The 26686-nt window shown below is 70.1% G+C and carries 24 protein-coding genes, 2 tRNA genes and 1 pseudogene; 17 read left to right on the forward strand and 10 right to left on the reverse strand.

The genetic code is table 11. The features are described from left to right. Window positions 1-35: 35 nt before the first annotated feature. From RTA_RS08785 to RTA_RS08805, 5 genes are all read left to right on the forward strand, one after another. A complete protein-coding gene (locus tag RTA_RS08785; RefSeq protein ID WP_013901035.1) occupies window positions 36-347 on the forward strand; it encodes a PilZ domain-containing protein in 312 nt (103 codons plus the stop codon). Between the two features lie 57 nt (window positions 348-404). Next, complete coding sequence (locus tag RTA_RS08790; RefSeq protein ID WP_013901036.1) at window positions 405-1019, forward strand: hypothetical protein; 615 nt, start codon at window positions 405-407, stop codon at window positions 1017-1019. A 94-nt stretch (window positions 1020-1113) separates the two neighbouring features. Continuing rightward, window positions 1114-1515 carry a hypothetical protein gene (locus RTA_RS08795; protein ID WP_013901037.1) on the forward strand — a complete coding sequence of 134 codons (402 nt, stop codon included), beginning with the start codon at window positions 1114-1116 and terminating at the stop codon, window positions 1513-1515. Further along, a complete protein-coding gene (locus tag RTA_RS08800) occupies window positions 1515-1775 on the forward strand; it encodes a DUF5985 family protein (RefSeq protein ID WP_013901038.1) in 261 nt (86 codons plus the stop codon). The genes RTA_RS08795 and RTA_RS08800 overlap by 1 nt, the downstream gene beginning before the upstream one ends. 3 nt (window positions 1776-1778) lie before the next feature. After that, window positions 1779-2036, forward strand: a complete 258-nt coding sequence (locus RTA_RS08805; protein ID WP_013901039.1) for a DUF5985 family protein — start codon at window positions 1779-1781, stop codon at window positions 2034-2036. Between the two features lie 19 nt (window positions 2037-2055). Here the strand turns inward: RTA_RS08805 and RTA_RS08810 are convergent, their stop codons facing one another. Together RTA_RS08810 and RTA_RS08815 are read right to left on the reverse strand one after the other, a co-directional pair. Next, window positions 2056-2697 carry a CDP-alcohol phosphatidyltransferase family protein gene (locus RTA_RS08810; RefSeq protein WP_013901040.1) on the reverse strand — a complete coding sequence of 214 codons (642 nt, stop codon included), beginning with the start codon at window positions 2695-2697 and terminating at the stop codon, window positions 2056-2058. 68 nt (window positions 2698-2765) lie between these two features. Continuing rightward, window positions 2766-3887, reverse strand: coding sequence for an ABC transporter substrate-binding protein (locus RTA_RS08815; protein WP_013901041.1), 1122 nt, complete (start codon window positions 3885-3887; stop codon window positions 2766-2768). A gap of 148 nt (window positions 3888-4035) precedes the next feature. Here RTA_RS08815 and RTA_RS08820 point away from each other — a divergent pair, with 148 nt between their 5' ends. After that, entirely contained in the window at window positions 4036-5628 is a 1593-nt protein-coding gene (locus RTA_RS08820) for an alkaline phosphatase D family protein (RefSeq protein ID WP_013901042.1), read from the forward strand. 19 nt (window positions 5629-5647) lie between these two features. Here RTA_RS08820 and RTA_RS21445 read toward each other — a convergent pair. The 4 genes and pseudogenes from RTA_RS21445 to mfd form a co-directional block, all read right to left on the reverse strand. Continuing rightward, window positions 5648-6387 (reverse strand): annotated as a pseudogene (locus tag RTA_RS21445) (SDR family NAD(P)-dependent oxidoreductase). A 79-nt stretch (window positions 6388-6466) separates the two neighbouring features. After that, window positions 6467-7081 (reverse strand): TetR/AcrR family transcriptional regulator, encoded by a 615-nt coding sequence (locus RTA_RS08830; RefSeq protein WP_013901045.1) that lies wholly within the window; start codon window positions 7079-7081, stop codon window positions 6467-6469. Window positions 7082-7119: 38 nt separating this feature from the next. Next, window positions 7120-7830 (reverse strand): phosphoserine phosphatase SerB, encoded by a 711-nt coding sequence (gene serB, locus RTA_RS08835; RefSeq protein WP_013901046.1) that lies wholly within the window; start codon window positions 7828-7830, stop codon window positions 7120-7122. A gap of 337 nt (window positions 7831-8167) precedes the next feature. After that, on the reverse strand, window positions 8168-11638 hold the full coding sequence (gene mfd / locus RTA_RS08840) for a transcription-repair coupling factor (RefSeq protein WP_041675228.1): 3471 nt from the start codon (window positions 11636-11638) through the stop codon (window positions 8168-8170). 84 nt (window positions 11639-11722) lie between these two features. Between mfd and ispD the strand changes: the two genes are divergently transcribed. Both ispD and ispF read left to right on the forward strand, forming a co-directional pair. Then, on the forward strand, window positions 11723-12427 hold the full coding sequence (ispD, locus tag RTA_RS08845; RefSeq protein ID WP_041675229.1) for a 2-C-methyl-D-erythritol 4-phosphate cytidylyltransferase: 705 nt from the start codon (window positions 11723-11725) through the stop codon (window positions 12425-12427). Then, a complete protein-coding gene (gene ispF / locus RTA_RS08850) occupies window positions 12424-12903 on the forward strand; it encodes a 2-C-methyl-D-erythritol 2,4-cyclodiphosphate synthase (RefSeq protein ID WP_013901049.1) in 480 nt (159 codons plus the stop codon). The genes ispD and ispF overlap by 4 nt, the downstream gene beginning before the upstream one ends. A 3-nt stretch (window positions 12904-12906) precedes the next feature. On the opposite strand, the gene RTA_RS08855 is transcribed toward ispF, so the two are convergent. Next, on the reverse strand, window positions 12907-14340 hold the full coding sequence (locus RTA_RS08855) for a sensor histidine kinase family protein (protein ID WP_049871259.1): 1434 nt from the start codon (window positions 14338-14340) through the stop codon (window positions 12907-12909). 92 nt (window positions 14341-14432) lie between these two features. Beyond that, complete coding sequence (gene ompR, locus RTA_RS08860; RefSeq protein ID WP_013901051.1) at window positions 14433-15164, reverse strand: osmolarity response regulator transcription factor OmpR; 732 nt, start codon at window positions 15162-15164, stop codon at window positions 14433-14435. Between the two features lie 207 nt (window positions 15165-15371). Here ompR and RTA_RS08865 point away from each other — a divergent pair, with 207 nt between their 5' ends. The 3 genes from RTA_RS08865 to RTA_RS08875 are packed head-to-tail and all read left to right on the forward strand — an operon-like array spanning window position 15372 to window position 17998. Beyond that, complete coding sequence (locus tag RTA_RS08865; RefSeq protein ID WP_041675230.1) at window positions 15372-16085, forward strand: SIMPL domain-containing protein; 714 nt, start codon at window positions 15372-15374, stop codon at window positions 16083-16085. Between the two features lie 46 nt (window positions 16086-16131). Then, the gene (locus tag RTA_RS08870) at window positions 16132-17127 is read left to right on the forward strand and encodes a diacylglycerol/lipid kinase family protein (protein WP_013901053.1); all 996 of its coding nucleotides are present in this window, start codon (window positions 16132-16134) and stop codon (window positions 17125-17127) included. A gap of 58 nt (window positions 17128-17185) precedes the next feature. Beyond that, window positions 17186-17998 (forward strand): metallophosphoesterase family protein, encoded by an 813-nt coding sequence (locus tag RTA_RS08875; protein WP_013901054.1) that lies wholly within the window; start codon window positions 17186-17188, stop codon window positions 17996-17998. Window positions 17999-18008: 10 nt separating this feature from the next. On the opposite strand, the gene RTA_RS08880 is transcribed toward RTA_RS08875, so the two are convergent. Beyond that, window positions 18009-18779: a 3-hydroxybutyrate dehydrogenase gene (locus RTA_RS08880; protein ID WP_013901055.1), complete on the reverse strand. Its 771-nt coding sequence runs from the start codon at window positions 18777-18779 to the stop codon at window positions 18009-18011. Between the two features lie 73 nt (window positions 18780-18852). Between RTA_RS08880 and RTA_RS08885 the strand changes: the two genes are divergently transcribed. The 5 genes from RTA_RS08885 (at window position 18853) to rimO (ending at window position 24185) form a co-directional block, all read left to right on the forward strand. Beyond that, a complete protein-coding gene (locus RTA_RS08885) occupies window positions 18853-19794 on the forward strand; it encodes an alpha/beta fold hydrolase (protein ID WP_041675231.1) in 942 nt (313 codons plus the stop codon). Beyond that, complete coding sequence (locus RTA_RS08890) at window positions 19766-21967, forward strand: RelA/SpoT family protein (RefSeq protein WP_013901057.1); 2202 nt, start codon at window positions 19766-19768, stop codon at window positions 21965-21967. The genes RTA_RS08885 and RTA_RS08890 overlap by 29 nt, the downstream gene beginning before the upstream one ends. Window positions 21968-22000: 33 nt before the next feature. Then, window positions 22001-22077, forward strand: a tRNA-Val gene (locus RTA_RS08895). Between the two features lie 137 nt (window positions 22078-22214). Further along, window positions 22215-22748: a polyhydroxyalkanoate synthesis repressor PhaR gene (gene phaR / locus RTA_RS08900; RefSeq protein ID WP_013901058.1), complete on the forward strand. Its 534-nt coding sequence runs from the start codon at window positions 22215-22217 to the stop codon at window positions 22746-22748. A gap of 30 nt (window positions 22749-22778) precedes the next feature. Beyond that, the gene (rimO, locus tag RTA_RS08905) at window positions 22779-24185 is read left to right on the forward strand and encodes a 30S ribosomal protein S12 methylthiotransferase RimO (protein WP_013901059.1); all 1407 of its coding nucleotides are present in this window, start codon (window positions 22779-22781) and stop codon (window positions 24183-24185) included. 104 nt (window positions 24186-24289) lie between these two features. On the opposite strand, the gene RTA_RS08910 is transcribed toward rimO, so the two are convergent. Continuing rightward, window positions 24290-24374, reverse strand: a tRNA-Leu gene (locus tag RTA_RS08910). Between the two features lie 44 nt (window positions 24375-24418). On the opposite strand from RTA_RS08910, the gene rnr reads away from it, so the two are divergent. Continuing rightward, window positions 24419-26671: a ribonuclease R gene (rnr, locus tag RTA_RS08915; protein WP_013901060.1), complete on the forward strand. Its 2253-nt coding sequence runs from the start codon at window positions 24419-24421 to the stop codon at window positions 26669-26671. Window positions 26672-26686: the final 15 nt, after the last annotated feature.

The following is a 26686-nucleotide window of genomic DNA, read 5'->3' on the forward strand; positions in this document are numbered from 1 at the left end:
TCGTCGGTGTGCAATAAAGCGTAACAGGAGCACGGATGAAACAGACGCCGCGGACCGATCAACGCGCCGCCGATCGCTTCGGGGTGGCCCTGCCCATCACCATGGAGGGCGAGGAGGGCGCGACCCACGACCTCAGCGCCGGCGGCATCCTGTTCGAGTCGCCCAGCGACGCGGTGCTGGGGGAACAGGTGACGGTGCAGCTGCAGTACCGCCGCCATGGCATCGATCATCAGCTCGACTGCAAGGGCCGGGTGGTGCGGGTGGAACGTTGCGGGGACGGCTACAACATCGCCGTTCAGCTCAACCAGCCGCTATTCGGCGAGACCGAGGTGGCACGCGCCGGCTGAGGCACTGGCACCACAGTCCGATGGGAGCGGCGCCGGGCGCCCCGCATAATCGCTCGCATGAGCTTGCTGCGGAAACTCTTCAGCGACAAATCCGCGACCGGCGGCGCCACCACCCAGTTCCAGGACAGCGATTCCGGCAATGCCGCAGGGCCGCGTGACACGCCGCGGCGGGAACTGGTGCACGTGGTGCTGCGCGACACCATGCGCCGGCACGGCATCCCGTCGGACTGGATCGACTGCCGCGTGCTGTCGGTGGTCAGCCGCAGCTCAGCCTCGGGCGTGCACGTGACCTTCATCGTGCGCGGCGGCCAGGACCGTTTGCTGGCCTACGTCCCGGCCTTCCAGAGCAGTTTCTGGGACGCGATCCGCCAGTTCGAGCCGCGCGCGCGGGATTGGCTGTTCAGCCTGTCCTGGCAGTTCGACGGCATGGCCCGCAACCCAGGCATGCCCGATCCCGCCAGCTGGACCGCCGCGTCCGGTGCACCAGCCCCCGTTGCACCAGGCCCCGTCCCCCAGGATGAGTTGCAAGAGGATCTGCAGGCGCTGTTCGCGATCCGCGATGCCGTCCTGCGCGAGTCGCCGCAAGCACCCAACTTCGAAGCCACCCAGCCACTGCGACGCGAGCCGCCCGCGGGGTCCAGCTTCGACGCCACCCAGCCGCTGAAACGCTGATCCGGCGCAGGCCCTTGCTGCTGTAGGACAACCCTGACGATGAGCTGCGCGAGCACCGACATACCGACGAGCTTGCGAGCTGTAGAGTTCGTCGGTGGCTGCTAGCGAACTCCCGCCTGATATCCGGCGCTTCATCCTGACCAGCGTGCCCTCGGTGCCCTACCTCGAGGCCCTGCTGCTGCTGCGTGCCCGGCCTCAGCAAGCCTGGGAGGCCTCCGACATCGCACGGCGGCTGTACCTGGGCGAGCGCCAGGTACAGGAACTGCTGCAGGCGCTGGTGGGCAACGGCGTGGCTTCGGCCGTGCCGATGGCCGAGGAGCAGAAGCGCGGCTACATCTACCAGCCGGTGTCGACCGAACTGGCGCAGATGCTGGACCGCCTGGCCACCACCTATGTCTCCAACCTGGTGCCCGTCACCGACCTGATCCATTCGCGGATCGACAAACGCGCCCAGCAGTTCGCCGATGCGTTCCGCTGGCGCAAGGACAGCAAATAATGGCTGCGCTGATCTACCTCCTGTGTGCCCTCACCTGCCTGACCGCATTCGTCCTGCTGCTGCGCGGCTGGCTTGCCGGCGGCCCCAGGCTGCTGTTCTGGAGCGCGCTGTGCTTTGCCTGCCTGACCTTCAACAACGTGCTGCTGGTGATCGACCGCATCGTGTTCCCGACGGAGGTGGACCTGAGCACCTGGCGGCTGGCGGCGGCCCTGGTGGCGGTCGCGCTGCTGGTGTACGGCCTGGTTTCGGAGGAGGAGTAAGCCATGAGCCAGATGCTGATGGGTGCGATCGCGGCCTTGTCGCTGGTCGCGGCGCTGTTCTTCTTCCGCTTCTGGCGGCGCTCGGGCGACCGCTTCTTCCTGTACTTCGCGCTGTCGTTCGCCATCGAGGGCGCCAACCGCATCGCGCTGGGCCTGGTCGGGCCGGCCAGCGAGACCGAGCCGCTGTTCTACGGCATCCGCGTGCTCGCCTACGGGCTGATCGTGGTGGCGATCTGGCAGAAGAACCGGCCGCGCGGCTGAGCCACGGCGCGGCGCGGCGCTACAGCTTGGGGATGCGCAGCGTCTTGCTGATCATGAGGCTGCCCGACAGCACGAACACCAGGGCCAGCGGATGCAGCTCCCACGGACCCAGGTTCCAGCCGCCGCCCCACAGCCGGTCGTCCAGCCGGCCCTGCCAGGCGGCCCAGGCCAGCACCGCGGTCAGCAGCACGCTGCTGGGGATGGGCGTGCCCTCGAAGTGCGACACCTTGGCCGAGGTGCCCGCCAGCTGTTCGGCGGTGACGTTGAAGCGCGCCAGCCGGCTGACGCCGCAGCAGACGAAGTAGATCAGGGCCGCAGCATCCCAGCCGCCCTGCAGGCCGGCCGCGAAGCCCAGGGCGGCCGGCGCGACGCCGAAGGAGATCACGTCGGACAGCGAGTCCAGTTCACGGCCCAGCGCCGAGTGCTGGTGGCGCGCCCGGGCGATGCGGCCGTCCAGCACGTCGAAGGCGAAGGCCGCGGGCGCCAGCGCCGCGGCGGCCATGAAGTGCGCCAGTTCGCCGCTGCGCATGTACAGCAGCGTGAGCAGCACGGCGCCGACGCCGCAGGCCGCATTGCCCAGGGTGAAGAAGTCCGCCAGGTGGAACTCGCGCAGCATGGAGAAATGCCGCGGGGCCGGGCGGTGCGTCGCTTCTTTCGTCATAGCCTACCTTAGGCTCCTCCGGGGCCGGTCCGGGTCGGAGGCCGGCAGGCCCGGCTGTCGGCGCCCGCCTACTGGCGGATCTTGCCGCTGCCGCTGATGATGGACAGCTCGACGAAGCGCGAGCCGGAGCGCATGCCCGGCCTGAAGCCGACCACGTAGCCGCCCAGGTCGTAGGTTTCCATCGCGTCCAGCGTGGCGACCACGCCCTCGCGCGTGGGACGCGCACCCTGGCGCCGCACCGCCTCGACGATCACCTTGCCGGCGATGAAGCCCTCCATCATGGCGTAGCTGACCGGCACCTCCAGCTTCTGCGCCGCCGCCGTGTCCGAGAACTCCTTGGCCAGGCGGCTGGAGATCTTGTAGGGGCTGGGGGTCACCTGGGCGATGGCCACGCCCTGCATCTGTTCCTCGGCCAGGCGCTTGGACATCTGCTCGATGTCGGCGCCCGAATGGGCGAACAGCTGCGCGGCGCCGCCGCTGGCCCGGTAGTCCTCGATGAAGGCGGCCGCCGCGGCGCCGCTGGCCACCATCAGGATGGCCTGGGGCGGCGTCTTCAGGAAGGTCTGCACCGCCGCCGCGGTGTTGGCGGTGCCGGCGGGGTAGGCGGCCTTGGCCAGCAGGGTGGCCTTGGCCCGGCGCACGGCCTCGTCCGAAGCCGCCAGCAGGGCAGCGGCACCCGGGCCTTCCTCGTACAGCAGCCCCAGGCGCGTGATCCCTATGGTGGCCAGGTGCTCGGTCAGCTTGTTGATCTCGTCGCGCAGGCTGGCGCGAACACTGTAGAGCAGCGGCGTCTCGGGACGGATCTCGGCCGTGCGGTAGCCCACCAGCGCGATGCGGTCCTTCTCCAGCAGGCCCGACTTCACCAGGTCGGCGACGTTGCGGCTGCCGAAGTAGCCGGCCAGCACCAGCGGCTTGTCCTGAGCCAGCATCTGGCGCGTCGCGCTCACCGTGTCCTCGGGCCGGCCGCCGTCGTCCTTGCGCACCAGGGAGAAGGTGTGGCCGTTGACGCCGCCCGCCTTGTTGGCGCGGTCGAACACCAGCTGCATGCCGACCGCGTAGGCCCGGCCCTGCGCGGCGTCCAGGCCGGACATGGGACCGACCTGGCCGACCACGATCGGGGCGGCCTGTGCGCCCGCCATGGCGCCGGCGGCCAGCCAAGTGGCCGCGATCAGGGATTTGATCTTGCGCATGTCTCTGCTCCTGGGATGGGGACGCTACCTTAGGCAAGACGCAGCGGTCTGTCAGTGGGGGTCTCCCTGATGAGGCAGCTGCGCGTGACTTAGTAGCAGCGTCCATGCATTACTGTTGAGCTGGGCGATTGCTATAGTCGGCGCCCCGATGGTCGAACCCGTCCTTGCCGAGCGTCGACGGCTGCTCCAGCTGGCGGCCGCAGCCGCCGCCTGCACCTGGCTGCCGCGCGGCGCCCACGCGCAGCGCCGCTGGGGGTTCGATCCTTTTTCGCTGGGGGTCGCGAGCGGCTCGCCCGCCGCGGACTCCGTGGTGCTGTGGACCCGGCTGCTGGGGCCGGGCTGGTGGGACAGCATCGGCGAAGCGCCGGTGCCGGTGCGCTGGGAGGTGGCCCACGACCAGGGCTTCTCGCGCATCGCCCGCCGCGGCGAAACCCTGGCGCTGGCGCAGCTGGGGCACAGCGTCCATGCCGAGGTGGCCGGCCTGGAACCGGATCGCTGGTACTTCTACCGCTTCACCGCCGGCCATGCGGTGAGCCCCACCGGCCGCACGCGCACGCTGCCGGCGGCCGACGCGCTGCCGGCGCGCCTGCGCCTGGCGTATGCCTCGTGCCAGCGCTGGGAGCACGGCTACTACGGCGCCTACCGCCACATGCGCGAGGAGCAGCTGGACCTGGTGATGTTCCTGGGCGACTACATCTACGAGTATCCCAACGCCACCGCCGCCGTGCGCGACTTTCCGACCCTGGGCTGGGTGCACACCCTGCAGGAGTACCGCGAGCGCCATGCGCTGCACCGCGGCGACGTGCACCTGCAGGCCATGCACGCCGCCTGTCCCTGGCTGGTGAGCTGGGATGACCATGAGGTGCAGAACGACTATGCGGCCGGCCAGGCCGGCGACGGCCGGCCCCTGGGCCTGAACGCCTCGTCCGATTTCGCGGCCCGGCGCGCAGCCGCCTACCAGGCGTACTACGAGCACATGCCGCTGCGCGCGTCGGCGCTGGGCGGCGCCCTGGCAGGCGTGGCCGGTGCAGCCGATGTGCGGTTGTATGGCCGTTGGCGTTTCGGCCGGCTGGCCGATCTGCTGCTGCTGGACACGCGCCAGTACCGCGACCGCCAGGTCTGCGGTCCGGACTTCAAGCCTTCCGGGCAGGTCCATCCCTCGGCCTGCCCGGCGTGGGAGGACCCGGGGCGCAGCCTGCTGGGCGCCGCGCAGGAGCAATGGCTGGACACCGCCTTCGCGCAGGCGGGCAGCGGCTGGACCGTGGTCGGGCAGCAGACCCTGTTCGGCCGCCGCGACAACCATCCCGGGGCGGGCGAGCAGTTCTGGAACGACGGCTGGGACGGCTATGGCGCGGCGCGGCGCCGCGTGACCGGATCGCTGCAGCGCCATCAGGTGGTCAACCCGGTTTTCCTGGGCGGCGACGTGCACGAGAACTGGGTGGGCCATGTCAAGGCCGACTACGCCCGGCAGGGCAGCGCCAGCCTGGGCGTGGAGTTCTGCGGCACCAGCATCACCTCGCGCGCGGGCGGCGCCGAGCAGGTGGCCCAGCGGCTGGCGGAGAACCCGCACTACGTCTTCGCCGATGGCTGGCGCCGGGGCTACAGCGTGTGCGAGTTCACGCCGCAGCGGCTGACCACGACGCTGCGGGTGCTGGACGACGCCACCCGCGAGGATGCCCGCATCGAGACGCAAGCCCGCTTCACCGTGCAGGCCGGACGGCCGCGGCTGGAACGCGCCTGATGGTTTCCAGGCGCCCGCCCTAGAGTTTGGTGCCGCCGCTGGCCTCGACCACTTCGCCCGTGGTCCACGCCGCGTCGCGCCCGGCCAGGAAAGCGACCACCCCGGCGATGTGTTCAGGCTGGCCGACGCCGGCGAGCGCCTGCATCTGCCTGAGTGCCTCCTGGCCGCCCGGCTGGTGGATCCAGTCGCTCATGCGCGTGTCGATCGCACCGGGCGCCACGGCATTGACGGTGATGCCGCGCGGACCCAGGGCTGCCGCGAGCTGGACGGTGAGCGTGTTCACGAAGCCTTTGGTGGCGGCGTAGGCGGGATGCCGGCGAAGGCGGTGCGGGCCACCACCGAGGAGATGTTGACGATGCGGCCGCCTTCGGGAATGCGCGGCAGGAACTTCTGCGTGACGAAGAACAGGCTGCGCATGTTGACGTTGGACAGGCGGTCGTAGCCGGCCTCGTCCATGTCGTCGATCGCCGCGAATGGCGCCACGCCGGCGTTGTTGACGAGGATGTCGATGCGCCGGGCGCTCACCGCCTCGGCCAGCCGCGCGGGCCCGTGTGCAGCGGCCAGGTCGGCCTGAACCGCGCTGGCACGGCCGCCGTGGCCGGTGATGGCGGCCACCACGTCCCGGGCTTCTGCCTCGCCACTGCCATAGTGGACGATGACCTCCGCACCGTCCCGTGCCAGGCGCCTGGCGATGGCTGCGCCGATGCCGCGCGAGGCGCCGGTGACGAGGGCGACTTTGTTCTGGAGAGGCGTGTTCATGGTGGATCCTTTAATTGAACGTTCGGTCAAAATGGGGCCGTAAAAAGGCGCCGAAGCGCCTGCCTGCCGGGCGGCCCTGCTACCGCGGCTGTTTCTTCCTGGAAGGAGCGGGCGCGGTGTCCAGGACGGACAACACGCGCGCAAGGGTTTTCTGCAGGCGCTTGGGGTCTTCCACGGCGCGTGCGTTGATGCGCAAGCCGCCCATCAGCGCCATCAGCACGTCGGCCAGTTCGCCGGGGTCGTCGGCGCTCGCGATCGAGCCATCGGCCTGGCCGCGGCGCACGGCGGTCCGCAGCACGTCATGGCTGTAGGCCCACTTGCCGCGCAAGGCCTCGGAGATGCGCGGGTCGGCCACGCCTTCGAGAAGCCCTGCCGAGACGATGCAGGCCTGCTCGGCCGGGTCCTGGCTCACGCAACTGCCCAGCACCCGCTCGAAGAAAAGCCGGATGGCGCTGCGCCCATCGGGAGCGCGGTCCATCTCGTTCACGACGCTGGCGTAGCGCGCGGCTGAACAATCCAGCGCCTTCAGGTAGAGGTTCTGTTTGTCGCCGAAGCTGTTGTAGAGGCTTTGTTTTCCCAAGCCGCAGGCGTCGGCGAGCATCTGCACCGAAGTGCCCTTGAAGCCATTGGCCGCGAAGACGTCAGCGACGCCTTCCAGCACTTCATCGTCGGAAAAGGTTTTTTGCCGGCCCACGGGTGCCAGTGTGCCCTAAATTTGACCGACCGGTCAAATTAGGGCCTGACGACTTCGAGCAGCCGGTCCAGCCCGCCCTCGTTGATGGCCACCATCGCCTGCTCGCGTACTTTGGGCTTGGCGTGGTAGGCCACCGACAGGCCGGCCTCGCCCATCATCGGCAGGTCGTTGGCGCCGTCGCCCACGGCGATGGCTTGCCTGGTCGAGATGCCCAGGCGCTGGCAGGTCTCGACCAGCATGCGGCGTTTCTCGGCGCCGTCGCAGATGTCGCCCCAGGGCTGGTCCACCATGCGGCCGGTGAGCCGGCCGGCCTCGACTTCCAGCACGTTCGAGCGGGTGTAGTCGATGCCCAGCCGGTCGCGGATGCGGTCAGTGAAGAAGGTGAAGCCGCCGGATACCAGCAGCAGCTTCAGGCCGGCCTGCTTGCAGGCGCGGACCAGTTCCTCGGCACCGGGGTTGAGCTGCAGGCGGCGGTCATACACCTCCTGCATGTGCTGCACGCCCACGCCCTTGAGCAGGGCGACGCGCCGGCGCAGGCTGTCCTTGTAGTCGGCGATCTCGCCGCGCATCGCGGCCTCGGTGATGGCGGCCACTTCCTCCTTACGGCCCGCGGCGGCGGCGATCTCGTCCACGCACTCGATGTTGATCAGCGTGGAGTCCATGTCGAAGGCGGCGAGCTTGAAGTCCTGCAGCTTCAGCGGGGGCGTGAAGCCCTGGATGACGAGGCCGGGAGCGTGTTCTTGGGGCATGGGCGGGATTGTCCCATGCGTACTTTTGGTCCTGAGCCGTGGTGCTGTGCGGTGCTTCCGCGCGGCGCGGCAGGCGGTGCCCGGTCGGGGCTCATACTGTGGCGGTCCGTGCTTGCCGCACGGACTTCGCGGCCGTTCTCTTCGGCCTGGGGCCGCGGCATAACTCGCTACGCGCCCTAAGGCCGCTGCGCTCAAGCAGATGCCGCGAGTCAGATCACGAAGCGCGCCGCACTTGCGGCGCGCAGCCCCAGGCCGAAGAGCCGTCCCGCCGCCCCAGAAATCGCCCCGCCCGGGCACCGCCTGCCGCACCCTGCGCAGGACTTCGGGCCCAGGAATGTCAGGCCGGCTCCGCCACCTTCGGCTGCCCCAGCGAACGCAGCACGTCGCGCACCATCTGGGCCCGGTCCTTGGGCTCCTTGAGCTCGCGCTCGATGCGCAGCTTCTCGTTGCCCGCCAGCTTGATGTGGCGGTTCTTCTGCACCAGCTCGATGATGCGCATCGGGTCGACGGGCGGGTTGGGCTTGAAGGTGATGGTGATGACGCCGGGCGCGGCATCCACCTTGACCACGCCGTAGGGCCGCGCCAGCACCCGCAGCCGGTGCACGTCGATCAGGGTCGTAGCCTGCGGCGGCAGCTTGCCGAAGCGGTCGACGATCTCCTCCAGCAGGCCGTCGATCTGGTCGGTGGTCTTGGCCGTCGCCAGCTTCTTGTAGAACGACAGTCGCAGGTGCACGTCGCCGCAGTAGTCATGGGGCAGCAGGGCGGGCGCGTGCAGGTTGATGTCGGTGGCGGCCGACAGCGGTGCCAGCAGGTCGGGTTCCTTGCCGGCCTTGAGGCTGCGCACGGCCTCGGCCAGCATCTCGTTGTACATTTGGAAGCCCACCTCCAGCATGTTGCCGCTCTGGTTCTCACCCAGCACTTCGCCGGCGCCGCGGATCTCCAGGTCGTGCATGGCCAGGTAGAAGCCCGAGCCCAGCTCCTCCATCTGCTGGATCGCTTCCAGCCGCTGCGAGGCCTGCTTGGTCAGGCTCTCGGTGTCCGGCACCATCAGGTAGGCGTAGGCCTGGTGGTGGCTGCGGCCGACACGGCCGCGCAGCTGGTGCAGCTGGGCCAGGCCGAACTTGTCGGCGCGGCTGATGATGATGGTGTTGGCCGTGGGCACGTCGATGCCGGTCTCGATGATGGTCGAGCACAGCAGCACGTTGAAGCGCTGGCCCACGAAGTCGCGCATCACCTTCTCCAGCTCGCGCTCGGGCATCTGGCCGTGGGCCACGGCGATGCGCGCCTCGGGCAGCAGCGCCTCCAGCCGCTCGCGCCGGTTCGCTATGGTTTCCACCTCGTTGTGCAGGAAATAGACCTGGCCGCCGCGCTTGAGCTCGCGCAGCACCGCTTCGCGCACCACGCCGTTGCCCTCGTTGCGCACGAAGGTCTTGATCGCCAGGCGCCGCTGCGGCGCGGTGGCGATCACCGACAGGTCGCGCAGGCCTTCCAGCGCCATGCCTAGCGTGCGCGGGATGGGCGTGGCGGTGAGCGTGAGCACGTCCACCTCGGCGCGCAGCGCCTTCATCGCCTCCTTGTGGCGCACGCCGAAGCGGTGCTCCTCGTCGATGATGAGCAGGCCCAGGTGCTTGAACTTGGTCGACTCCGACAGCAGCTTGTGCGTGCCGACCACGATGTCGATGCTGCCGTCGGCCAGGCCCTTGAGCGTGGCCGACACCTCCTTGCCGGAACGGAAGCGCGACACCTCCGCCACCTTCACCGGCCACTTGGAAAAGCGGTCCACCAGCGTCTGGTAGTGCTGCTCGGCCAGCAGCGTGGTCGGCGCCAGGAAGGCCACCTGCTTGCCGCCGGTCACGGCGATGAAGGCCGCGCGCAGTGCCACCTCGGTCTTGCCGAAGCCCACGTCGCCGCACACCAGCCGGTCCATGGGCTGGGGCGAGATCATGTCCTGGATGACGGCGTGGATGGCCGCGTTCTGGTCGGCCGTCTCCTCGAAGCCGAAGTCGTTGGCGAACTGCTCATAGTCCTGCGCCGAGAAGCGGAAGGCATGGCCCTGGCGCGCGGCGCGGCGGGCATAGATGTTGAGCAGCTCGGCGGCCGTGTCGCGCACCTGCTCGGCGGCCTTGCGCCGGGCTTTCTCCCACTGTCCGGAGCCCAGCTTGTGCAGCGGCGCCTCGTCGGCCGACACGCCGGTGTAGCGGCTGATCTGGTGCAGCTGGCTGACCGGCACGTACAGCGTGGCCTTGTCGGCGTACTCCAGGTGCAGCATCTCCTGTACCAGGGGACGGCCCTGCGCGTCCATGCCCTGGCCCAGGTCCATGTTGACCAGGCCCCGGTAGCGGCCGATGCCGTGCTGGGCGTGGACCACCGGGTCGCCGATGTTCAGCTCGGACAGGTCCTTGATCAGGGCCTCGACGTCGCTGACCTGCTCCTGCTTCTTGCGCCGGCGCGTGGTCGGGCCGGCGGCAAACAGCTCGGTCTCGGTGACGAAGTCGATGCCTTGCTCGAGCCAGGCGAAGCCCTGGGCCAGCGGGGCGGTGGCGATGCCCAGCTTCTCGGGGCTGGCCTGGAACTCCTCCAGCGAGTCGAAGGCCGGGGGCGCGAGATGGCTGGCGCGCAGGAAGTCCAGCAGGCTCTCGCGCCGGCCGTCGCTCTCGGCCAGCACCAGCACGCGCTGGGGCGTGTCGCGCAGATGGGCCTTCAGGCGCGCCAGCGGCTCCTCGGCGCCGCGCACCACCGACAGGTCCTCCAGCTTCTGGAACCAGGGGTTGTCCGCCACGTCGGCGACCGTCGGGCGGACGGCCAGTTGCGCGTGCGCGTTGGCCTGGGTGAAGAACTGCTCGGTGGTCAGGAACAGCGCTTCGGGCGGCAGCACCGGCCGCTCCGGATCGCCCTGCATCAGCCGGTAGCGGTCCCGCGTGTCCTGCCAGAAGCGCTGGAACGCCGGCTCCAGCTCGCCGTGCAGCACCAGCGTCGCCTGGGCGCCCAGGTAGTCGAACACCGTGGCCGTCTCCTCGAAGAACAGCGGCAGGTAGTACTCGATGCCGGCGGTGGCTACGCCTGCCCCGATGTCCTTGTAGATGCGGCTCTTGGTCGGGTCGCCCTCCAGCAGCTCGCGCCAGCGGCTCCTGAACTTGGCCCGGGCCTCGTCGTCCATGGGGAACTCGCGGCCCGGCAGCAGGCGCACCTCGGGCACGGGATAGAGGCTGCGCTGGCTGTCCGGGTCGAAGGTGCGGATGGAATCGATCTCGTCGTCGAACAGGTCCACCCGGTAGGGCACCGGCGAGCCCATGGGGAACAGGTCGATCAGGCCGCCGCGCACCGCGTACTCCCCCGGGCTCACGACCTGGGTGACGTGGCTGTAGCCGGCCAGCGTGAGCTGCGAGCGCAGCTTGGCCTCCTGCAGCTGCTGCTTGACCTTGAAGTGGAAGGTGTAGCCGGCCAGGAAGGAGGGCGGCGCCAGCCGGTACAGCGCGGTGGTGGCGGGAACGATCACCACGTCGGCCTCGCCCTGGGAGATGCGCCACAGCGTGGCCAGCCGCTCGCTGATCAGGTCCTGGTGCGGCGAGAAGCTGTCGTAGGGCAGGGTCTCCCAGTCCGGGAACAGGCAGCAGCGCAGATCGGGCGAGAAGAAGGCGAACTCGTCCAGCAGGCGCTGCGCGTCGGTGGCGTCGCTGGTGACGATGGCGGTCCGCTGGCCGGCCGCCTTGTCGCGCTCGGCCAGGCGGGCCAGCAGCAACGCGTCGGCCGAGCCGACGGGGCGGGGCAGGGCGAAACGCTTGCCGGCGGAAAGCTTGGGTAGGTCCATGGGGTCGGGGGCGCAATACAAAACACCCCGCGCCGGCCGGGCGTGGGGTGTCGCTGCCCGGATTCTAGAATGGCGCCCGAGCTTATGACTGATGCCCCACCGTTGGCCCCACGGCCGCGCCTGCATGCGCTGATCCCCTGCGCCGGCCAGGGCAGCCGCGCGCGGACCGCGGTGCCCAAGCAGTACCAGCCCCTGGCGGGCCGGCCCTTGGTCATGCACACCCTGGGCGCCTTTGCCGCCGTGCCCCGGCTGGCTTCGGTGCTGGTGGCAGTCGCCCCGGGCGATTCCGCCCTGGACACCCTGGGGGCGCCCTTTTCCATCGCGCACTGCGGCGGCGAGACGCGCGCCGCCACGGTCTGCAACGGCCTGCGCGAACTGCGCGGGCGCGGCGCGGCGCTGGACGACTGGGTGCTGGTGCACGACGCCGCCCGCTGCCTGGTGACCCCGGCGCTGGTCGACCGGCTGATCGACGCCTGCCTGGGCGACGAGGTCGGCGGCCTGCTGGCCCAGCCCCTGGCGGATACGCTCAAGCACGGGCCGCAGGGCCGCTCGCAGGCCACGCTGCCGCGCGAGGGCCGCTGGCTGGCGCAGACGCCGCAGATGTTCCGCCTCGGCGTGCTGGCGCGGGCGCTGGAGCGCGCCGGCGACGGCGTGACCGACGAGGCCAGCGCGATCGAGGCCATGGGGCTGCAGCCCCTGCTGGTGGCGGGTTCGCCGCAGAATTTCAAGCTGACCTGGCCCGACGACTTCGCGCTGGCCGAGGCTTTGCTCAGGAGCAGACAGGCATGAGGCTACGCATAGGCGAGGGCTGGGACGTGCACCAGCTGGTGGCCGGCCGGCCGCTCATCATCGGCGGCATCCTCATCCCCCACGACAAGGGCCTGCTGGGGCACTCGGATGCCGACGTGCTGCTGCACGCCATCACCGACGCGGTGCTGGGCGCGGCCGGCCTGGGCGACATCGGCCGCCATTTTCCCGATACCGACGAACGCTTCCGCGGCGCCGACTCCGCAGTGCTGCTGGCCGAGGCGATGCGCGGCGCGCGTGCCCAGGGCTGGGAGCTGGTGAACATCGACAGCACAGTGATCGCCCAGGCCCCCAGGCTCGCGCCCTACATCGAAACCATGCGCAGCCGCATCGCCGACGTGCTGGGGCTGATGCCCGGCCAGGTCAACGTCAAGGCCAAGACGGCCGAGAAGCTGGGGCCGGTGGGCGAGGGGCGCAGCATGGAGGCCCGCGCCGTGGTGCTGCTGCAGGCCCGCTAGGGGTCAATGCGCGATGGCGGCGCGCGCGGCGGGCGGGTGGCCTTCGCCGGCGACCAGCGAACGCGGCTTTTGCAGCTTGATGTGCGCCGCCAGCCCGCCGGAGGTGGTGTTGGCCAGGGCGAAGATGCCGCCCATGCGCTGCACCGTCTTGTCCACGATGGCCAGGCCCAGGCCGGCGCCGGTGGCGGCGGTGCGGGCCGCGTCGCCGCGGAAAAATGGCTTGATCAGGTTGGGCAGCGCCTCCGGCGCCACGCCCATGCCGTGGTCGCGCACCTTGAGCAGCACCCATTCGTTGCGCGCCTTGGCGGCGATGTCGACGATGGCGATCCCGGTCTCCGGCGTCTTGCCGTAGCGCCGGGCGTTCTCCAGCAGGTTGGAGACCACGCGGGCCAGCTCCACCTCGTCGGCCAGCACGTGCAGGTTCTTGGGCACGTCGACGTTGATGCGCATGTCGCCCTGGTCCTGCACCGCGTACACGCAGGCCTGGATCACGTCGTTCAGGTTCACCGGCTTGAGCTCGGCATGGTCCGGGCGGGCGTAGTCCAGGAACTTGTCGATGATGGCGTCGAGCTGGTCGATGTCGGCCGCCATGTGCTGGCGCGCGTCCGCGTCGGCGACGCTCATCTCGGTCTCCAGCCGCAGGCGCGCCAGGGGCGTGCGCAGGTCGTGCGAGATGCCGGCCAGCATCACCGCGCGGTCCTGCTCGATCTTGGCCAGCTGCTGGGCCATGCGGTTGAAGCCGATGTTGACCTCGCGGATCTCGCTGGTCACCGCCTTCTCGTCCAGCCGGCTGGCGTCGAAGTCGCCGTCGCGCACCCGGCTGGCCGCGAAGGACAGCTGCTTGAGCGGGCGGTTGATCAGCCGCGCGATCAGGGCGGCGCCGGCCAGGGATAGGCCGGCGGCCGTGATCAGCCAGATCAGCCAGGTCCTGCCGCCCACCCGGGTGAAGCGCTCCCGGTCCATCAGCAGCCAGTATGCGTCGGCGTCGATCTTGAAGCCCACCCACAACCCCTTTTCACGATTGACACTGGAAGCTAGCACCGTGCCCGGCCCCAGGCGCGACAGCAACTCCCCGGCCATCTCCTGGTCCATGTCGCCGGAGCTGAAGGGCGCATAGCGGTCGTTGGGCTCGCGCGGCACGATGCGCACGCCTTCCTGTTCGGCCAGCGTCTTGATGAGGGAGACCCGGGCGATGGCATCCGAGTACATCAGGGCCGCCCGGCTCAGGTTGACCAGGGACGCGATCTGCTGGGCCGTCTGGATGGCGCGGGGCTCGAACTCCAGGGCGCGGAAGGTCTGCAGCCAGGCCACGATGGAGCCGATCAGCAGCAGCGACAGCAGGAAGAACGTGCGCCAGAACAGTGACAGCCCGACGCGCGGGCGCATCTCCAATGGTGCCGGTGCTGTTTCCAGGGGCACCGGCCCGGTCACGTCCATGGTGTTGCTAACGCCGCGTATCAAGCTGTCTCCGATGCCGTCGGTCCGACCCGGCCGAGATTATCGGCCGCGGGCCTCACCCGTGCTCCGGGTCAACCCGCACCGTCCGGCACGAAGACGTAGCCCACCCCCCACACGGTCTGGATATAGCGCGGGGCTGCCGGGTCGGCCTCCACCAGCTTGCGCAGGCGCGAGACCTGCACGTCCAGGCTACGGTCGAACGGCTCGAACTCGCGGCCGCGCGCCAGCTGGGCCAGCTTCTCGCGCGACAGCGGCTGGCGCGGATGGCGCACCAGCGCCTTGAGCATGGCGAACTCGCCGGTGGTCAACGGCAGCTCCTCGCCGTTCTTGCGCAGGGTGCGGGCGCCCAGGTCGAAGGCGAAGGGGCCGAAGCTGACCACCTCGTTCTCGCTGGACGGCGCTCCGGGCGCCTCTTGCGCCGGACGGCGGCGCAGCACGGCATGCACGCGGGCCAGCAGCTCGCGCGGGTTGAAAGGCTTGCCCAGGTAGTCGTCGGCACCGACTTCCAGGCCGACGATCCGGTCCACGTCCTCGCCCTTGGCGGTGAGCATGATGATGGGGGTGCGGTCGTTGGCCGCGCGCAGGCGCCGGCAGATCGACAGCCCATCCTCGCCGGGCATCATTAGGTCGAGCACGATCAGGTCGGCCGTCTCGCGCAGCATTAGGCGGTTGAGCGCCTTGCCGTCCTCGGCAAGGATGACCTCGAAGCCCTCCTGGGTGAGGTAGCGGCGCAGCAGGTCGCGAATCCGGGCGTCGTCGTCGACCACCAGGATCTTGTCGGTGCGGGCTGCAGTCTGGTTCATGGTGCTCCACAACGGAATTTGTAACAGCGACGATTTTGCAGGGCTTGTTGCACTGCGTGCCGGTTTTTCCGGTTAATTTGACGCGTTGTTACAAAAGTTGCCCCAGCCTCACCCGGCTGACCTGAACGCTGTCAACTTCCAGGCGCCGGCTGACCTTGGCCATGCGGCAGGCAGGGGCATCCACCCGACTGCGCCACAATCCGCACCATGGCCTCATCCGTTATCCGAATCATGGCTGCGTGCGCCCTCTGGGCCTGCGCAGGGACCGCCACTGCCCAGCCGGTGGTGCTGGCGCCACCGCAGAACGTGCTGCAGCTGAGCGCCAGCGGAACGGTCGAGACGCCGCAGGATCTGCTGACCCTCAGCCTGAGCACCACCCGCGAGGGCGCCGATCCGGCGGCCGTGCAGGCCCAGCTCAAGGCCGCGCTGGATGCGGCGCTGGCCGAGGCCCGCAAGGCGGCCCAGCCGGGGCAGATGGACGTGCGCACGGGCAATTTCGCGATCTATCCGCGCCATGGGCGCGACGGCCGCATGAGCGGCTGGAATGGCACGGCAGAGCTGGTGCTGGAGGGCCGCGACTTCGCGCGCATCACCCAGGCCGCCGGGCGCATCGGCAGCCTGACGCTGTCCGGCGTGAGTTTCGGCCTGAGCCGCGAGCAGCGCCTGAAGGTGGAAGGCGAGGCCCAGCAGCTGGCCATCGAGCGCTTCAAGGCCAAGGCGGACGAGCTGGCCAAGAGCTTCGGCTTCTCGGGCTACACGCTGCGCGAGGTGGCCGTGAACGCCAACGACCCTGGTTTCGTGCCGCGGCCGCGCATGATGGCCATGGAAGCCAAGGCCGCCGGAGCCGACATGGCCGTGCCGGTGGAGGCGGGCAAGAGCGCCGTGGTGGTGACCGTGTCGGGTTCCGTACAGCTGCGCTAGCCGCCGTCCGACAGGGCCGCAGGAACGCCGTTGCTACGCTGGATGCATGCTCTCCACCCTGCCTGCCGACCTTCCGGACGCGCCGGATGCGCCGCTACCATCCACCGCGGTGGGGACCTTCTACATCCTGATCAACCCGGCCTCGGGGGCCAACGACGCGCAGCAAAAGCGCGAGGCCCTGGCGCGGGTGATGCAGGAAGCCGGCTGCCGCTGGGAATTCGTGCCGCTGGACTCCCCCAAGGCGCTGGAGGCGGTCAGCCGGGCGGCCGCCGAGCGGGCGGCGCGCGAGGGCGGCGTGCTGGTGGCCGTGGGCGGCGACGGCACGCTGGCGACCGTGGCCCAGGCGGCCTGGCAGCAGGGCTGCTGCTTCGGCGTGGTGCCGCAGGGCACCTTCAACTACTTCGGCCGCACCCATGGCGTCCCGCAGGAAGCCGAGGCCGCGGCCCGGGCGCTGGCGCGGGCGCAGCCGCAGCCGGTGCAGGTGGCGCACGTCAACGGCCGGCTGTTCCTGGTCAACGCCAGCCTGGGCCTGTACCCGCAGCTGCTGCAGGACCGCGAAGCCTACAAGTCGCAGCTGGGCCGGCACCGCTGGGTGGCGCTGCTGTCCGGACTGGTCACGCTGTTCGAGTGGCGCCGGCAGCTGGTGCTGGAGATCGACCTGGAGGGTCAGCGCACGGTGCTGACCACGCCCACGCTGTTCGTGGGCAACAACAAGCTGCAGTTCGACCGGCTTGGCATCGAACCGGCGGTGGCCGACCGCGTGGGCGAGGGCTGCCTGGCCGCGATCGTGCTGCGGCCCATCGGCACCTGGGCCATGCTGGGCCTGCTGCTGCGCGGCGCGCTGGGCCGCTTGGGCGAGGCCGAGCAGGTGCGCAGCTACGCCTTTCGCACACTGGACGTGCGGGTGCGGGGCATGCGGCGGGTGAAGGTCGCCGCCGACGGCGAGGTGGGCATCATGACGCCGCCGCTGCGCTTCGAGGTCGCCAGCCGGCCGCTGATGCTGATGATGCCGCGACCGGAAGACCGCGTCCCCGTCGAATGAGTCTGCAAGTCGCTGCCAAGGCGGACGGCACCGCAGGGCACCGGGCAGAGGTGACCCCGTGAGCCTGGTGCTGCATATCTCGGACACCCACTTCGGCACCGAAAAGCCGGCGGTGGTGCAAGCCCTGGTCGCGCTGGCGCGCGAGCGCCGGCCCGACCTGCTGGTGTTCAGCGGCGACGTGACGCAGCGCGCGCGGCCGGCGGAGTTCGACGCGGCGCGGCGCTTCTGCGATGCGCTGGGTGTCTCGCCGGTGCTGGCGCTGCCGGGCAACCATGACATCCCGCTGTTCAACCTGGCGGCGCGGCTGTGGCGCCCGTACGCGGGCTACCTGCGCGCCTTCGGGCCCTGGCTGGAGCCCACGCTGGAAACCGATGACTTCCTGGTGGTGGGCGTCAACACCACGCGCGCGCACCGGCACAAGAACGGCGAGGTCTCGGCGGCGCAGGTGGATCGGGTGGCCCGCCGGCTGTCGGCCGCGCGGCCCTGGCAGCTGCGCATCGTCGTCACCCACCAGCCGGTGGCCGTGCCGCGCCCCCAGGACGCGCACGACCTGCTGCGCGGCGCCACGCCGGCGCTGCATGCCTGGTCGCGGGCCGGCGCCGACCTGGTGCTGGGAGGCCACATCCACCTGCCCTACGTGATGAACCTGCGCGCCGGACGCTGGCCGACGCCGGGGCCGCTGTGGTGCGTGCAGGCCGGCACCGCGGTGTCGTCGCGGGTGCGGCACGGCACCTGCAACTCGGTCAACCTGATCCACTGGCGGCCCAGGCCGGTGGGGGAGGTGCGGGAATGCCGGGTCGAGCGCTGCGACTACGACGCGGCCAAGGGCGCCTTCACGCTGGCCGCGGATACCGTGCTGCGGCTGGCCTGAGCGGCGGCGGTTACTGCGCCGCCCAGCCGCCGTCCATGTTCCAGGCCACGCCGCGCACGTTGTTGGCCGCCGGCGAGCAGAAGAAAACGGCCAGCTCGCCCAGTTCCTCGGGCGTGGTGAACTGCATCGACGGCTCCTTCTCGCCGAGCAGGTGCCGCGTGGCCTCTTCGTTGCTCCAGCCATTGGCGGCGGCCTTCGCGTCCACCTGCTTTTGCACCAGGGGCGTGAGCACCCAGCCGGGGCAGATGGCGTTGCAGGTCACCCCCGTGGTGGCGTTCTCCAGCGCCACCACCTTGGTCAGGCCCACCAGGCCGTGCTTGGCCGCCACGTAGGCCGACTTCTCGGCCGAGGCCACCAGGCCGTGCACCGAGGCCACGTTGATGATGCGGCCCCAGTTGGCCGCGCGCATGGCCGGCAGTGCCAGGCGGGTGGCGTGGAAAGCGCTGGACAGGTTGATGGCAAGGACGGCGTCCCACTTCTCGGGCTGGAACTCCTCCACCCGGGCGACGTGCTGGATGCCGGCGTTGTTGACCAGGATGTCGACCCGGCCGAAGCGCTCGGCGGCGAACCCCATCATGGCCTCGATCTCGGCCGGCTTGCTCATGTCGGCGCCGTGGTAGGCCGCCTGGACGCCCAGGGCGCGGACCTCGTCCTGCGGGCCTTTGGCGTCGCCGAAGCCGTTGAGGACCACGTTGGCGCCCTGGCGCGCCAGGGCCTTGGCCAGGCCCAGCCCGATGCCGCTGGTGGAGCCGGTGACGAGGGCGGTTTTTCCTTTGAGCATGGAAGAGTCTCCGATCAATTAGGATGGGCGCAACGCGCCGCAGGACAGAAAAACAGCGGCATTGTCACCCTCCATGCCCGCCCCTACGCTGAACTACGTAACCTGCTCCGCCGCCGGGGCGCATCGCATGGCCTACTGGCAGTGGGGCGAGCCGGCCGCGGCCCATGCGATCGTGTGCGTGCACGGGCTGACCCGCCAGGGCCGCGACTTCGACACCCTGGCCCAGGCGCTGCTGGCGCGTGCCGGCGGCGGCTTGCGCATCGTCTGTCCCGACGTGGTGGGGCGCGGCCGCAGCGACTGGCTGGCGGACCCGCTGGGCTACCAGGTGCCGGTGTACGTGCAGGACATGCTGGCCCTGCTGGGCCAGCTGCAGCGCGAGGCGCCCGTGGGACAGCTGGATTGGGTGGGCACCAGCATGGGCGGGCTGATCGCCCTGGGGTTGTTCGGCCTGCCGGACGCGCCGCTGCCGGCGCCGCTGCGCCGGCTGGTACTCAACGACGTGGGCCCGGCCCTCCGGTGGCCGGCCCTGCAGCGCATCGGGACCTACCTCGGCCAGGCCGGACGCTTCGCCACGGTCGAGGAGGCGGCCCAGGCCATGTGGGCCATCTCCACCAGTTTCGGCCCGCACAGTCCCGAGCAATGGCTCGCGCTGTCGCGGCCCATGGTGCGCGCGCTGCCCGAGGGCGGCTTCACGCTGCATTACGACCCGGCCATCGCGGTGCCGTTCCGCCAGCTGACCGAGGAGGCGGCGGCCCGCAGCGAGGCGACGCTCTGGCAGATGTACGACCGCCTGCGCGCGCCGACCCTGCTGCTGCGCGGCGCCGATTCCGACCTGCTGTCGCGCGAGGCGGCGCAGGCCATGGCGCAGCGCGGTCCGCGCGCGCGGCTGGTCGAGTTCGGCGGCGTGGGCCATGCGCCCACCCTGGTGGCGCCCGATCAGGTCGGGCCGGTGGCGGACTTCCTGTTGTCGGGGGAGACGGCTTCGCATGAAGAGCCTGACGGCCGAGCCGGCTGAAGCGGCGCCGGTCCCGGAACTGGTCGCGGCGGCCGAGCAGGCGCTGCCGCAGCAGGCCAACGCGCTGGCCCGCGCCCGCGCCTTCGCCGAGCCTTTCATCGGTCAAGAGACGCTGGACACCGGCGAGAACACGCTGGCCCATGCCGACGCGGTGGCCGGCATCCTCAAGGGCATGGGCGGCTCCGAGGCCATGCAGGCCGCCAGCTACCTGGTCTACGCCTGCCCGCACCTCGCACGGCCGCAGGAGGTGATCGCCAAGGCTTTCGGTGACAGCTATGCCGCGTTGGCGGTGGAGACCACCAAGCTGGTGGGCGTGCAGCGCCAGGCGCGCGCGGCGGAGGATGCGGCCCGCGCGCCCGAGGACCCGCAGCTGCAGGCCGAGAAGGTGCGCAAGATGCTGCTGGCCTTCTCGCGCGACCTGCGGGTGGTGATGCTGCGCCTGGCCTCGCGGCTGCAGACGCTGCGCTGGCATGCCGCGGCCAAGACGCTGGCGCCGCGCAGCGTCGCGCGCGAGGCACTGCAGGTGTTCGCGCCGCTGGCCAACCGGCTGGGCATCTGGCAGCTCAAGTGGGAGATGGAGGACCTGGCCTTCCGCTTCCTGGAGCCCGCCACCTACAAGCAGGTGGCGCGGCTGCTGGACGAGAAGCGGGTGGAACGCGAGGCCTACGTTGCGCAGCTGCGCGCCAGCCTGGAGGCCGAGCTGCGGGTCAACGGCATCCCGGCGCAGGTGCACGGACGGCCCAAGCACATCTACAGCATCGTCAAGAAGATGCGCGGCAAGTCGCTGGACTTCGAGCACGTGTTCGATGTGCGGGCGCTGCGGGTGATCGTGCCCGAGGTGCGCGACTGCTACGCCGCACTGGCCTGGGTGCACGAGCGCTTCGAGCCCATCGCCAGCGAGTTCGACGACTACATCGCGCGGCCCAAGCCCAACGGCTACCAGTCGCTTCACACCGTGGTGCGCGACGAGGCCGGCCGGCCGATCGAGATCCAGGTCCGCACCCAGGCCATGCACGAGCATGCCGAGCACGGCGTGGCGGCGCACTGGGCCTACAAGGAGGCCGGCGCCAAGGGCTACGCCGGCGTGTCGGCCAGCAGCGAGTACGACGCCAAGATCGCGGTGCTACGCCAGCTGCTGGCGTGGGAGCGCGACCTCGCCGGCGCCGGCCAGGGCCTGTTCGAGGACCGCATCTACGTGCTGACGCCGCAGGCGTCCATCGTCGAGCTGGTCCAGGGCGCGACGCCGGTGGACTTCGCCTACACGGTGCATACCGACCTGGGGCACCGCTGCCGCGGCGCCCGGGTGGACGGCGTGATGGTGCCGCTGAACACGCCCCTGCGGAACGGCCAGACGGTGGAGATCGTGGCGGCCAAGGAGGGCGGCCCCTCGCGCGACTGGCTCAACGCCGACCTGGGCTTCCTGGCCAGCCCGCGGGCCAAGTCCAAGGTGCGGGCCTGGTTCAACGAGCAGCTGCGGCACGAGACCATCGCCCGCGGCCGCGAGGCGGTGGAGAAGCTGCTGCAGCGCGAAGGCCGCACGGCCATGAAGCTGGACGATCTGGCCGCGCGGCTGGGGTTCAAGGCGGCCGACGACCTGTTCGCGGTGGTCGGCAAGGACGAGCTTTCGCTGCGCACCATCGAGGCGCTGCTGAACCCGCCGCAGGCGCCGCTGCCCCACGACGAATTCCTGTTGAAAAAGGCGCGGCCGGCGGCGCGCTCGCCCAAGGGCGGTGTGCTGGTGGTGGGCGTGGACTCGCTGATGACGCAGCTGGCCCGGTGCTGCAAGCCCGCGCCGCCCGACCCGATCGGGGGCTTCGTCACCCGCGGCAAGGGGGTGAGCATCCACCGCGCCGACTGCAGCAGCTTCCGCCAGCTGGCTGCGCGCGAGGCCGGCCGCGTGATCGAGGTGGAATGGGGGCAGCCCAAGGGCGAAGGCACGGCCGTGTACCCGGTGGACGTGTCCGTGGAAGCGGCGGACCGCCAGGGGCTGCTGCGCGACATCTCCGAGGTGTTCGCCAAGGAGAAGATGAACGTGATCGGCGTGCAGACGCAATCGCTCAAGGGCACGGCCTGGATGACCTTCACCGTGGAGGTGGCGGACTCGCAGCGCCTGGCCAAGGTGCTGGGCTCGGTGGCCGAGGTGCCGGGCGTGCGCTCGGCGCGCAGGCGCTAGCCGGCCATCTGCTACAATCGCGGGCTCGACGACAGGCGCGTAGCTCAGCTGGTTAGAGCACCACCTTGACATGGTGGGGGTCGTTGGTTCGAGTCCAATCGCGCCTACCAGTCCTCCTGTGCACAAGGCACCGCAGGAGGCACCCTAGGGTTAAACCCCGGGCTTGGCCTCAGGGGCCTTCCTAGAATCTTCGCACTGCCCACACAAACCCGCCGGCGCGCCGCGCCCGGTGCGAGGAGCCGCCCAAGTGCACAGCAAGAAAGCCCACGCCGCCAAGCCCGCGCAGCGTGTGATCAAGAAATACCCCAACCGGCGCCTCTACGACACCGACACCTCCACCTACATCACCCTGGCCGAAGTCAAGCAGCTGGTGCTGGACGGCGAGCCTTTCGTGGTGCGCGACGCCAAGACCAACGACGAGCTCACGCGCAGCATCCTGCTGCAGATCATCCTGGAGGAGGAGGCCGGCGGCGCCCCGATGTTCAGCGAGGCCGCGCTGGCCAACATCATCCGTTTCTACGGCAATGCCATGCAGGGCTTCATGGGCTCCTACCTCGAGAAGAACGTGCAGGCCTTCACCGACATCCAGGCCCAGCTGGCCGAGCAGTCCAAGAGCATGACGCCGGAGATGTGGGCCCAGTTCATGAACACGCAGAACCCGCTGATGCAGGGCATGATGGGCAGCTACGTCGAGCAGTCCAAGGCCATGTTCGAGAAGATGCAGGAGCAGATGCAGAAACAGACCGAGCAGATGTTCGGCGCCTTTGGCCTCAAGCGCTAGCGCCTTTCGGATAGCTGGGACAATCGGGGGATGAGCGAAGCTGCCTCTCCCGGAACCCGGATCCCCAAGGTCGGGTTCGTCAGCCTGGGCTGTCCCAAGGCCCTGACCGATTCCGAACTCATCCTCACCCAGCTGTCGGCCGAGGGCTACCAGACGGCCAAGACCTTCGAGGGCGCCGACCTGGTGATCGTCAACACCTGCGGCTTCATCGACGACGCCGTGAAGGAGAGCCTGGACACCATCGGCGAGGCCCTGGCCGGCAACGGCAAGGTCATCGTCACCGGCTGCCTGGGCGCGCGCGCGGGCGAGGGCGGCGGCAACCTGGTGCGCCAGATGCATCCCTCGGTGCTGGCCGTCACCGGGCCGCACGCCACCCAGGAGGTGATGGACGCCGTGCACGCCAACCTGCCCAAGCCGCACGACCCGTTCGTCGATCTGGTGCCCAACCCGCTCGCGGGTTCCTTCGGTGCCGCCGGGATCAAGCTGACGCCGCGGCACTACGCCTACCTGAAGATCAGCGAAGGCTGCAACCACCGCTGCACCTTCTGCATCATCCCTTCGATGCGCGGCGACCTGGTGAGCCGCCCGGTCGGCGACGTGCTGAAGGAGGCGCGCGCCCTGTTCGAGGGCGGCGTCAAGGAGCTGCTGGTGGTCAGCCAGGACACCTCGGCCTACGGCGTCGATGCGAAGTACCGCACCGGTTTCTTCGACGGCCGGCCGGTCAGGACGCGGCTGCTCGAACTGGCGCAGGCTCTGGGGGAACTGGCCGAGCCGTTCGGCGCCTGGGTGCGGCTGCACTACGTCTACCCCTACCCCTCGGTGGACGAGGTGGTGCCGCTGATGGCCACCGGCAAGGTGCTGCCCTACCTGGACGTCCCGTTCCAGCACAGCCACCCCGACGTGCTGCGGCGCATGAAGCGGCCTGCCAGCGGCGAGCGCAATCTGGAGCGCCTGCAGCGCTGGCGAGAACTGTGTCCCGAGCTGGTGGTGCGCAGCACCTTCATCGCCGGCTTTCCCGGCGAGACCGAGGCCGAGTTCCAGCACCTGCTGGACTTCGTGCGCGAGGCCGGGATCGACCGCGCAGGCTGCTTCGCCTACAGCCCCGTCGAGGGCGCGGCGGCCAACGAGCTGCCGGGCATGCTGCCGCAGGAGGTGCGCGAGGAACGCCGTGCGCGCTTCATGGCGGTGGCCGAAGAGGCCTCGGTGGCGCGGCTGCGCCGGCGCATCGGCGCGACCATGCAGGTGCTGGTCGATTCGGCGCCTGCGCTTGGCCGCAAGGGCGGCGTGGGCCGCAGCTATGCGGACGCGCCGGAGATCGACGGCACGGTGAAGCTGCTGCCGCCCGAGAAGCTGAGCAAGCAGCTGAAGGTGGGGGAGTTCACCCGTGCGCGCATCGTCGGCGCCGAGGGCCATGACCTGGTGGCGGTGCCGCTCTGACGCACGGCCCAGCAACCAGAGAAAAGCCGCCCTTCAAGGCGGCTTGGCAGCTGATTTCAGAAACAACAAAGCCGGCCAAACTTGACGTTCACCGGCTTTATGATTGGTGCCCAGGAAGGGACTCGAACCCCCACGATGTTACTCGCTAGTACCTGAAACTAGTGCGTCTACCAATTCCGCCACCTGGGCATTTCAGGAAAGAACAGGATTCTAACATTAAAAATTCAGTGCAGATGGGCAGCGGACTGCTCGACGAAATCGAGGGAGTGATCCAGGGACACCGCGACGGCCACGGCTACGTGGTCCGCGACGACGGCGAGAGCGACATCTACCTGCCGCCCAACGAGATGCGCGCCGTGCTGCACAAGGACCGCGTCAAGGCCCGCATCGTGCGGCACGACCGCAAGGGCCGCCCCGAGGGGCGCGTGCTGGAGATCGTCGAGCGCCCGCCGCAGCCCATCATCGGCCGCCTGCTGCACGAGTCCGGCGTATGGCTGGTCGCGCCCGAGGACAAGCGCTACGGCCAGGACGTGCTGATCCCCAAGGGCGCCACCGGCACGGCCAAGCCCGGGCAGGTGGTGGTGGTGGAACTCACCGAGCCGCCCAGCCTGTACGGCCAGCCGGTGGGCCGCGTCAAGGAGGTGCTGGGCGAGATCGACGATCCGGGCATGGAGATCGAGATCGCGGTGCGCAAGTACGGCGTGCCGCACGAGTTCTCCGAGGCCTGCATCGCGCTGGCGCGCACCTTGCCCGACAAGGTGCGACCGCAGGACAAGAAGCACCGGGTCGACCTGACCGACGTGCCGCTGGTCACCATCGACGGCGAGGATGCGCGCGATTTCGACGACGCCGTGTACTGCGAGCCGGCCAGGGTCGGCCGCGGCAAGGGCTGGCGCCTGCTGGTGGCCATCGCCGACGTCAGCCACTACGTGGAGACCGGCAGCGCCATCGACATCGACGCCTACGACCGCGCGACCAGCGTCTACTTCCCGCGCCGCGTGATCCCCATGCTGCCGGAGAAGCTGTCCAACGGCCTGTGCTCGCTCAACCCCGAGGTCGACCGGATGTGCATGGTGTGCGACATGCTGATCGCCGCCACCGGCGAGATCGCCGCCTACCAGTTCTACCCGGGCGTGATGTGGAGCCATGCCCGCTTCACCTACACCGAGGTGGCCGCCATCCTGGCCAACACCCGCGGCCCCGAAGCCCAGCGCCGCAAGGACCGGGTGCAGGACCTGATGAACCTGCACGACGTCTACCGCGTGCTGCTCAAGGCGCGCAACGCCCGCGGCGCCGTGGACTTCGAGACGGTGGAGACCCAGATCGTCTGCGACGAGAGCGGCCGCATCGAGAAGATCGTGCCGCGCACCCGCAACGACGCGCACCGCCTGATCGAGGAGGCCATGCTGGCCGCCAACGTCTGCAGCGCCGACTTCATCCAGCAAAGCGGCCATCCCGGCCTGTACCGGGTGCACGAGGGCCCCACGCCGGAGAAGAAGGAGATCCTGCGCAGCTACCTCAAGGCGATGGCCGTGGGCCTGAGCATCAGCGACGACCCGCAGCCGGCCGAATTCCAGCGCATCGCCGAGGCGGTGAAGGAGCGGCCGGACGGGCAGCAGATCCACACCATGCTGCTGCGCTCCATGCAGCAGGCGATCTACACGCCGATCAACAGCGGCCACTTCGGCCTGGCCTACGACGCCTACACGCACTTCACCAGCCCGATCCGCCGCTACCCGGACCTGCTGGTGCACCGGGTGATCAAGGCCATCCTGGCGGGCCGGCGCTACGAGCTGCCGGCGCTGCCGACGCCCGGCGAGGCGCACGAGAAGCTGGCGCGGCGCCTGGCCAGCCGGGTCGCCGCGCCGGGCCAGAAGCTGCGCAAGCCCGCCGCGCCGCCCAGCCGCGAGATCCAGGCCTGGGAGGCCGCCGGCCTGCACTGCAGCGCCAACGAGCGCCGCGCCGACGAGGCCAGCCGCGACGTCGAGGCCTGGCTCAAGTGCAAGTACATGCGCGAGCACCTGGGCGAGGAGTACGGCGGCGTGGTCACGGCCGCCACCACCTTCGGCATCTTCGTCACGCTGGACGCGATGTACGTCGAGGGCCTGGTGCACATCACCGAACTGGGCGGCGAGTACTTCAAGTTCGACGAGGCGCGCCAGGAGCTGCGCGGCGAGCGCACCGGCATCCGCTACGCCATCGGCACGCGGGTGCGGGTGCAGGTCAGCCGGGTCGACCTGGACGGCCGCAAGATCGACTTCCGCCTGGTGCGCGAGGGCGAGGAACTGATCGCCCGCGCGATGAAGGACAAGGGCGTGTCCTCGCCCGGCCCGGCCGCCTCGTCCAAGGGCACGGCCAAGCGGGCCAGCCGCAAGACCGCGGCGGCAGCGCCGGGCGAGCGCGCACGCTCGCCGATCCAGGCGCTCAAGTCGGCGGTGAAGACGGCCGCCGCCAAGGGCAAGGGCCGCGGCAGCAAACGGCGCTGAGCGGCGCCATCCTAC

The organism is Ramlibacter tataouinensis TTB310 (genome assembly GCF_000215705.1).
GTDB classification, from domain to species: Bacteria; Pseudomonadota; Gammaproteobacteria; order Burkholderiales; family Burkholderiaceae_C; genus Ramlibacter; species Ramlibacter tataouinensis.